Genomic DNA, 519 nt, shown 5'->3' on the forward strand with positions numbered 1-519 from the left:
TGTCTGTAAGATTAAATCTTGACTTCTACATCGTCATTGCGTGCGGTCTTCGAACGTGCGGCAATCTCGTCAGATATCCTGCTGCGATTGCTTCGTTAGTTACTTCGTAATCTTCCTCGCAATGACGAAAAAACTGAATCCTGCAAGAACAACGTCCCTCAATCCCTAAACCGGCATTTCAAATGTTGATGACTCACCTATAAGATCGCTAGCATCGCCTACCTCTATTAGTGTATACCCATCAGCGTCTTTAACAGCATTATGATTACCCTCGTTATCAAATATGATTAGATGTTTATCACCGTTTCGATATCCTTTACTAGGATATAACCTGGTATCTTGATCAATTTTTAATTCTATTTTATCATCAAGGAGTTTTATTCCGTTTTCACCTTCGCTTCTATAAACAACACCTTTTTTTAAAGCGTTAGTAAATATATCGAATGTTGTTTTTTCAAGCTTTAGCTTAGAATCAATTACTGCATAGGTAACCCCCCCAAAAACAATCGACAAAAGGAG

At 37.8% G+C, this 519-nt stretch carries 1 protein-coding gene; it reads right to left on the bottom strand.

Annotated features, from left to right (window positions below):
- Window positions 1–165 precede the first annotated feature (165 nt).
- Window positions 166–519 (bottom strand): hypothetical protein (locus tag KYQ89_RS00415; RefSeq protein WP_218459836.1); only part of this gene is annotated, 354 nt, incomplete at its 5' end.

Source organism: Rickettsia sp. TH2014, assembly GCF_019249195.1.
GTDB lineage: Bacteria > Pseudomonadota > Alphaproteobacteria > Rickettsiales > Rickettsiaceae > Rickettsia > Rickettsia felis.